Genomic DNA, 7,590 nt, shown 5'->3' on the forward strand with positions numbered 1-7,590 from the left:
CGGATCGCCGGCTACCGCACCTCGCGCAGCACGTCGAGGACCGCGGCGTCATCCGGCGCCGCCATCAGCCGCTCCCGGAAGTCCGTGTCCATCAGCTTCCGCGAAAGCAGCGCGAGGATCCGCAGGTGCTCGTCCCCGGCGGCCGCCTCCGGCACGGCGATCATGAAGATCAGCTTGGCCTTCGTCCCGTCGAGCGACCCCCACTCGACGCCCTCCGCGGACCGGGCGAACCCCACGACCGGCGCGTCCACGGCATCGGTCTTCGCGTGCGGGATGGCGATCTCCTCGCCGAGCCCGGTCGTGCCCTGCTCCTCGCGCCGCAGCGCGGTCCGCACCAGCTCCTCCACGTCGTTGACCCGGCCCGTGGTGGCGAGGAGCGCGGCCATCTCCTGGATCGCCGCGCCCTTGTCGCGGGCGGCCAACTGGACCTTCACGGTCCGCTCGCTGAGATATCCGGAGAGAACGTCGGAAGCGCCGCCCGGAGCCGAAGCCGAAGCCGAGCCCGAGCCTGAACCCGAGTCTGAAGCCGGGCCCGGAGCCGGAGCCGAGCCCGGGCCCGAGTCTGAAGCCGAGCCCGGAGCCGAGGCCGAGCCTGAAGCCGAGCCCGGAGCCGAAGCCGAGCCCGGAGCCGAGCTTGAAGCCGAGCCCGGAGCCGAAGCCGAGCCCGGAGCCGAGCTTGAAGCCGAGCCCGAGCCCGGAGCCGAGGCCGAGCCCGAGCCCGGAGCCGAGGCCGAGCCCGAAGCCGAGCTTGAAGCCGAGCCCGGACCCGGGCCTGAAGCCGAGCCCGAGCCCGGAGCCGAGCCCGGACCCGGGCCTGAAGCCGAGCCCGGAGCCGAAGCCGAGCCCGAGCCCGAGCCCGAAGCCGGAGTCGCAGCCGAGCCCGGAGCCGAAGCCGAAGTCGGGGCCTGAGGCAGAGCCGCAACCGAAGTCTGGGCGTGAGCCTGAGCCGACGCCTCCTTCCGCGGCGCCCCAGCCACGACCATCGCGCCACCCGAGGCCACCCCTGCCCCCGCGAGCACCGGCCCGGGCCCCTCGGTCCGGTCGCCGACGGGTGAGGCCCCCCGCCCCCTCCGCTCACCGAGATCGATGAGCGTAACCGTGGCCAACGCGGTGACCACCGTGCCGATGGCGACCGCCACGAAGAACATCGGCACGCCACCGATCGCACCCAGCACCGCCACGATCGGCCCGCCGTGCGGCACCGCGTCCTTGACGCCCGCCATACCGGCGACGGCACCGGCGACGGCGCCGCCGAGCATATTGGCCGGGATGACCTGCGCGGGCCGCGCGGCAGCGAACGGAATCGCCCCCTCAGAGATCCCGAACAACCCCATGAACAGCGAGGCCATGCCCGTCTCGCGCTCCTGCTCCGAGTAGAGCCTGCGCCGGATCAGCGTGGCGAGCCCCTGGCCGAGCGGCATCACGGGGATGGCCGCCGCGCACATGCCCATCACGGTCTGGTTGCCGGTCGCGATGAGCCCCGCACCGAAGAGGAACGCGGTCTTGTTGACCGGCCCGCCCATGTCGAACGCGATCATGAGCCCGAGAATCGCACCGAGCAGAATCGCGCTGGTCCCGGTCATACCGCTGAGCCAGTCGGTCAGATGCTCGAAGACCCACGAGATCGGCTTCCCGATGACGTAGATGAAGAACAGCCCCAGCGCCGTGGTCGCGACGATCGGGATCACGATGATCGGCATGATCGGCCGGACGAACTTCGGAACCTCGACCTTCTTGATCCACACCACCAGATAACCGGCCAGGAACCCGGTCACGATGGCCCCGATAAAGCCCGCACCCGCCTTGGAGTCGTACAGCTCACCGGTGTTGGCGATCCACCCGCCGATCATGCCCGGCACCAGCGCGGGCCGGTCCCCGATGGCGTACGCGATGTACCCGGACAGGATCGGCACCATCAGCGTGAAGCCGATGACCCCGATGGCGTTGACGTGCGCCCAGAAGGTCCCCTCCGGGATGACATAGCCCTTCGACGTGGCATCACCGCCGAGCGCCAACGAGATCGCGATCAGTAGCCCGCCGACCACCACGAACGGAATCATGTACGAGACACCGTTCATCAGCGCCTTGTACGCGACGCTCCGCTCCCGGCCGCCCCCACCGCCCCCACCGCCCCGGGCAAGGGCCTCAGCGGAGCCACCACCCCCGCCACCGCCGTGCACCGGCGCGCTCCGCACCCGCTCGATCAGCTGCTCCGGACGGCTGATGCCCTCGGACACCCCGACGGACAGCACGCGCTTGCCCGCGAAACGGCTGCGGTCCACGTCCTTGTCCGCCGCGATGATGATGCCGTCGGCGTCCTTGACATCGTTGTCAGTGAGGACGTTCTCAGCCCCGATGGAACCTTGCGTCTCCACCTTCATGTCGACCCCGAGACGCTCCGCCGCCTGCGCGAGCTTCTCCGCCGCCATGTACGTGTGGGCGATGCCGGTCGGGCACGCGGTCACCGCGAGCAGCTTCACCCTCTTCCGCCCACTGCTGTCGCCGCCCATGGGCGGGCCGGCCGGACTGGTCACCTGGATCTCCTCACGCCTTTGCCAATCGAGATCGCGCAAATGTTCCCGATCCCAGGGCATCCTGCATCAGGTCGGCACAGGATCAAAAGAGCGGTCGGCACAGGATCAGAGAGAGGAAAGGTCCCCTGTCGCCCGGGTCTGATGCCCTGTCCGCCCGACCCTCTATCGCCTCCCCACGGGCTCCCCGTGGCCTCCCCATGGGCTCCCCCTCGCCTCCCCGTGGCCTTCCGGTGGCCGGAGGCGGGCTGGGGTTCGCTGGGCCGACCGGTGTAGCTTGGATGACTGAGCCAGACGTCGCTGCTGATGGCGGTCGGGCGGCCCGCGCGCGGACACAGGCGCGGACCGGCCGAGGGAGAGAGGGCCTCCGACGGACTGCGCTGCGCGCGCCGGTGCACCCTATGTACCCGACGCCGCAGGTCAGCCATGCCCACCCTCGACCAACCCCACGAGGAGCAGCTCACTCATGACGACTGCCACCAACGGCCAGGACTTCAAGGTCGCCGACCTCTCCCTCGCCGCCTTCGGCCGCAAGGAGATCACCCTCGCCGAGCACGAGATGCCCGGCCTGATGGCGATCCGCAAGGAGTACGCCGCGGCCCAGCCGCTCGCCGGCGCCCGCGTCACCGGCTCCCTGCACATGACCGTGCAGACCGCCGTGCTCATCGAGACCCTGGTCGCCCTCGGCGCCGAGGTCCGCTGGGCCTCCTGCAACATCTTCTCCACCCAGGACCACGCCGCCGCGGCCATCGCCGTCGGTCCGAACGGCACCCCGGACAACCCCCAGGGCGTCCCGGTCTTCGCCTGGAAGGGCGAGACCCTGGAGGAGTACTGGTGGTGCACGGAGCAGGCGCTGACCTGGCCGAACACCCCCACCGGCGGCCCGAACATGATCCTGGACGACGGCGGCGACGCCACGCTCCTGGTGCACAAGGGCGTCGAGTACGAGAAGGACGGCAAGGTCCCGGCCGTCGACACCGCCGAGAACGACGAGCACCGCGTCATCCTCGAGCTCCTCAACCGCACCATCACCGAGGACTCGCAGAAGTGGACCCAGCTCGCCTCGGAGATCCGCGGCGTGACCGAGGAGACCACGACCGGCGTCCACCGCCTGTACGAGATGCACCGTGACGGCACGCTGCTCTTCCCGGCGATCAACGTGAACGACGCCGTGACCAAGTCGAAGTTCGACAACAAGTACGGCTGCCGCCACTCCCTGATCGACGGCATCAACCGCGCCACCGACGTCCTCATCGGCGGCAAGACCGCCGTCGTCTGCGGCTACGGCGACGTGGGCAAGGGCTGCGCGGAGTCCCTGCGCGGCCAGGGCGCCCGCGTCATCGTCACCGAGATCGACCCGATCTGCGCGCTCCAGGCGGCCATGGACGGCTACCAGGTCACGACGCTCGACGAGGTCATCGACAAGGCCGACATCTTCATCACGACCACGGGCAACAAGGACATCATCATGGCCTCGGACATGGCCAAGATGAAGCACCAGGCGATCGTGGGCAACATCGGCCACTTCGACAACGAGATCGACATGGCCGGTCTGGCCGCGATCCCCGGCATCGTCAAGGACGAGGTCAAGCCGCAGGTCCACACCTGGACGTTCCCCGACGGCAAGGTCCTGATCGTGCTGTCCGAGGGCCGCCTGCTCAACCTGGGCAATGCCACCGGCCACCCGTCCTTCGTGATGTCCAACTCGTTCGCGGACCAGACCCTGGCCCAGATCGAGCTGTTCACCAAGCCGGACGAGTACCCGACCGACGTCTACGTGCTCCCCAAGCACCTGGACGAGAAGGTCGCCCGTCTCCACCTCGACGCGCTCGGCGTGAAGCTCACGACGCTCCGCCCCGAGCAGGCCGCGTACATCGGTGTCGAGGTAGAGGGCCCGTTCAAGCCCGACCACTACCGCTACTGACAGCCGGCCGGCCACCGGTCAGCCCCACTTCAGCAGGCCCTCGCCCCCGCGGCGGGGGCCTGCCCCTTTGGGACCGCACCGACCGGCCCGGACAGCCCCACCGCTCACCGCAGGTACTGACCTCACCGCAGGTACTGACCCGAGGACCCAAGCCCATGCCCCGCGGCCGATATTCGCTCCATGATCCGCACGATCGCACCCCCCTCGGCGAAGAACACTTCCACTGCGCACCCGGCCCCTCCGGCTGGCGCTACGTCTCCCAACGCACCTCCCCCTCCGGGACCCCCGCAGGCTCCGTCGACCTCGCGCTCGACGACCACGGCCGCCCCATCCGCCTCGAACTGCACGCGGGGGACTGGCAGGTCCGCGCCGCCGCTCTCAACGGCGTCACCTGGGTCCGCACCGACCCCACCGGCGCCCATGCCACCGAAGACAACGCGCCCGCCCACGCTTTCACCGGCACATCCCCCGCCTTCCTCATCGCGACGGCCCGGCTGCTGCGCCTGACCCCCGCCGCCCCCGCGACCCGAATCCGCCTGGTCGCCTTCACGGACCCGGTCCTCGCCCCCCGCACTCTCGACCAGTCCTGGGCCCTGCTGAAAAGAGAAGCACACGCCACTGACAACGGCCCTCTGACCGTGGACGAATACCAGGTCACGGCCCTGGACACCGGCGAACAGCACGCGGTCCACATCACCGGCGACGTCGTCCTCGCGGCCCCCGGCATAGAGCTGGAGCACCTCGAAACCCCACCGTCGGCCTTCGCCTGACGCCCGTGCCCGCTCAGGCAGGCGGCACGAACCCCGTGCCAGGAGGCGCGGCCTCATCACCTCCGCGCCAGCCCGGCGGCGGCACGGGCGGCGGCGCGGCACCGACACTGGTACTGGCACCGGCACTGAGACCGGCACCGGCACTCGCGGCGGGATCACCAGACCCCGCCCCAGACACGGCAGAGCCCGCCTCCCCGCCGAATGCCCTCCGCACATCCCGCGCCTGCCGCTCATGTACGACAGCGGCCAGATACGCGGCGGCCGGAACACCCTGCGGCGCAGGAGCCCCCGTCCGCTCCGCCAGATCACCGGCCAGCCGCTCCGCCATCGCCCAGCCCACTTGCGGATCCAACTGCCTCATCCGCGTCAGGTACTGGCGAATCGCCAGCCACAGCCCCTCAGGGACACCGGACAGATCCAGCTCGGAGAACCGCCCCACCAGCCAGGGCGGCGGCGGAGGCACGAACGCCGTCCGCCCCGCGGGCACCCGCTCGCGTACGACCAACGTGCCCGCGAACACATCCCCGAGCCGCCGCCCACGCGCCGACACCAGCGACGCGACGCACGCCACCACCCCGAACGTCATCAGAATCTCGACGACCCCGACGGCCCCCCGCACCAGCGCGTGCCGGAAGCGGATAGGCCCCCCGTCGTCCCGCACCACCCGCAGCCCACACGCCAGCTTCCCCAACGACCGGCCACGACTGAGCGTCTCCACCGCGATGGGACCACCGACCAGAATGAGTACGAAGCCGGCGACCGCGACCGCCGCGGCCGCGGCGTCGTCCAACGACGAGGTCGAAGCGACGATCCCGACCGTCGCCGCGATATAGACCGCCCACGCCACGGCCATGTCGATCAGCAGGGCCAGCGCCCGGCTCGGCAGCTTCGCGGGACGCAACTCCAGCGCCACCGCCTCACCCGTCACCAGCTCACTCACGCCCGCCGCCCTTCCCTGCCCTGCCGTAGGACTCGCCAGTCTGCCAAGCTGAGCAGCCACGCGCCGCAGTACGAGGAGCAGCCGCCCGATGGACCTCGACGTCTTCGTGTCCGCCCACCGAGCCGAGTGGGACCGACTGGAAGCCCTGCTGCGCCGCCAACGCCGCCTCACCGGAGCAGAGGCGGACGAACTCGTCACCCTCTACCAACGCACCGCCACCCACCTCTCCCTGATCCAGTCCAGCGCACCGGACCCACAGCTCACCGGGCGCCTGACGCACCTCGTGGCACGCGCGCGTAGTGCTGTGACAGGCACACGCCGCGCCTCCTGGAGAGACGTGACGCGTTTCCTCACCCACGGCTTCCCGGCAGCGGTCTACCGCTCCCGCCACTGGTGGGTTCCCACGGCACTGCTCTCCACGGCCCTCGCGGCAGTCATCGGCTGGTGGATCGCCACCCGCCCCGAAGTGCAGTCCTCGATCGCCGCCCCCGGCGAACTGCGCGAGCTGACTCGGCCGGGCGGTCAGTACGAGTCCTACTACTCCAGCCACCCGGCGGCGTCCTTCGCGGCCCAGGTGTGGACGAACAACGCCCAGGCCGCCGCGATGTGCCTCGTCCTGGGAGCCTTTCTCTGCTTCCCGGTCATCTGGATCCTCTTCCAGAACATGCTCAACCTCGGGGTGGGCATCGGCCTGATGTCCTCGGTGGGCCGTCTCGACACCTTCCTCGGCCTGGTCCTCCCGCACGGCCTCCTGGAACTGACCGCGGTCTTCGTAGCCGCCGGCACAGGCCTGCGCCTCGGCTGGACCGTCATCGACCCGGGCCCACGCACCCGCCGCACGGCCCTGGCGGAGGAAGGCCGCGCGGCCCTCGGCATGGCGATAGGCCTGGCCCTGGTCCTGTTCGTGTCGGGTGCCATCGAAGGCTTCGTGACCCCGTCGGGCCTGCCGACCTGGGCCCGCATCGCCATCGGAATCGCCGCCGAGCTGGCGTTCCTCGCGTACGTGTACGTCCTGGGCGGCAGGGCGGCCCGTGCGGGTGAAACGGGCGACCTGGACCGGACCGACCGCAGCGCCTCCGCCCCCACCGCAGCGTGATGTGCGTAGGGCCCTCCAGAGCTGCTAGTCTCCTCTTCGCCCCGGAAAAACCGTTGACACGGAAGGACCGGGGAGGTAGATTCGAACAGTTGCCTAGAACTGGACAAGTCCAGCGGCGGCGGTTAAAGTCTGCTTGCTTCTCGAATCACATCAAATTGAGAAGCAGCCCCCCGATTAATCGGAACTGAAGCCGGTAAGTCCGGCCGAAAACTTCTGATAAAGTCGGATCAGCCGAAAGGCAAAGGCCCTCCAACGGCCACCGGAAATGAAATCCGAACCGGAAACGGAACGGAAAACGGATCTGGTAGGGTTGGAAACACGAAATACCG

Annotated in this window: 5 protein-coding genes; 3 read left to right on the forward strand and 2 right to left on the reverse strand. The window is 69.9% G+C overall.

Features of this window, described 5'->3' with window-relative positions; translation table 11 throughout:
- Nucleotides 1–11 precede the first annotated feature (11 nt).
- Nucleotides 12–2,534 (reverse strand): PTS fructose transporter subunit IIABC, encoded by a 2,523-nt coding sequence (locus tag IG54_RS43260; RefSeq protein WP_030793281.1) that lies wholly within the window; start codon nucleotides 2,532–2,534, stop codon nucleotides 12–14.
- 463 nt (nucleotides 2,535–2,997) lie between these two features.
- Here IG54_RS43260 and ahcY point away from each other — a divergent pair, with 463 nt between their 5' ends.
- Both ahcY and IG54_RS0133015 read left to right on the forward strand, forming a co-directional pair.
- Nucleotides 2,998–4,455, forward strand: a complete 1,458-nt coding sequence (gene ahcY / locus IG54_RS0133010; protein ID WP_030793284.1) for an adenosylhomocysteinase — start codon at nucleotides 2,998–3,000, stop codon at nucleotides 4,453–4,455.
- A gap of 155 nt (nucleotides 4,456–4,610) precedes the next feature.
- Nucleotides 4,611–5,225 carry a hypothetical protein gene (locus IG54_RS0133015; RefSeq protein ID WP_030793287.1) on the forward strand — a complete coding sequence of 205 codons (615 nt, stop codon included), beginning with the start codon at nucleotides 4,611–4,613 and terminating at the stop codon, nucleotides 5,223–5,225.
- A gap of 13 nt (nucleotides 5,226–5,238) precedes the next feature.
- Here the strand turns inward: IG54_RS0133015 and IG54_RS0133020 are convergent, their stop codons facing one another.
- The gene (locus tag IG54_RS0133020) at nucleotides 5,239–6,165 is read right to left on the reverse strand and encodes an RDD family protein (RefSeq protein WP_030793290.1); all 927 of its coding nucleotides are present in this window, start codon (nucleotides 6,163–6,165) and stop codon (nucleotides 5,239–5,241) included.
- Nucleotides 6,166–6,253: 88 nt separating this feature from the next.
- On the opposite strand from IG54_RS0133020, the gene IG54_RS0133025 reads away from it, so the two are divergent.
- Nucleotides 6,254–7,261: a stage II sporulation protein M gene (locus IG54_RS0133025; protein WP_030793293.1), complete on the forward strand. Its 1,008-nt coding sequence runs from the start codon at nucleotides 6,254–6,256 to the stop codon at nucleotides 7,259–7,261.
- The last annotated feature ends 329 nt before the right edge of the window (nucleotides 7,262–7,590 follow it).

This window comes from Streptomyces sp. NRRL S-920 (assembly GCF_000717945.1).
Taxonomy (GTDB): domain Bacteria; phylum Actinomycetota; class Actinomycetes; order Streptomycetales; family Streptomycetaceae; genus Streptomyces; species Streptomyces alboniger.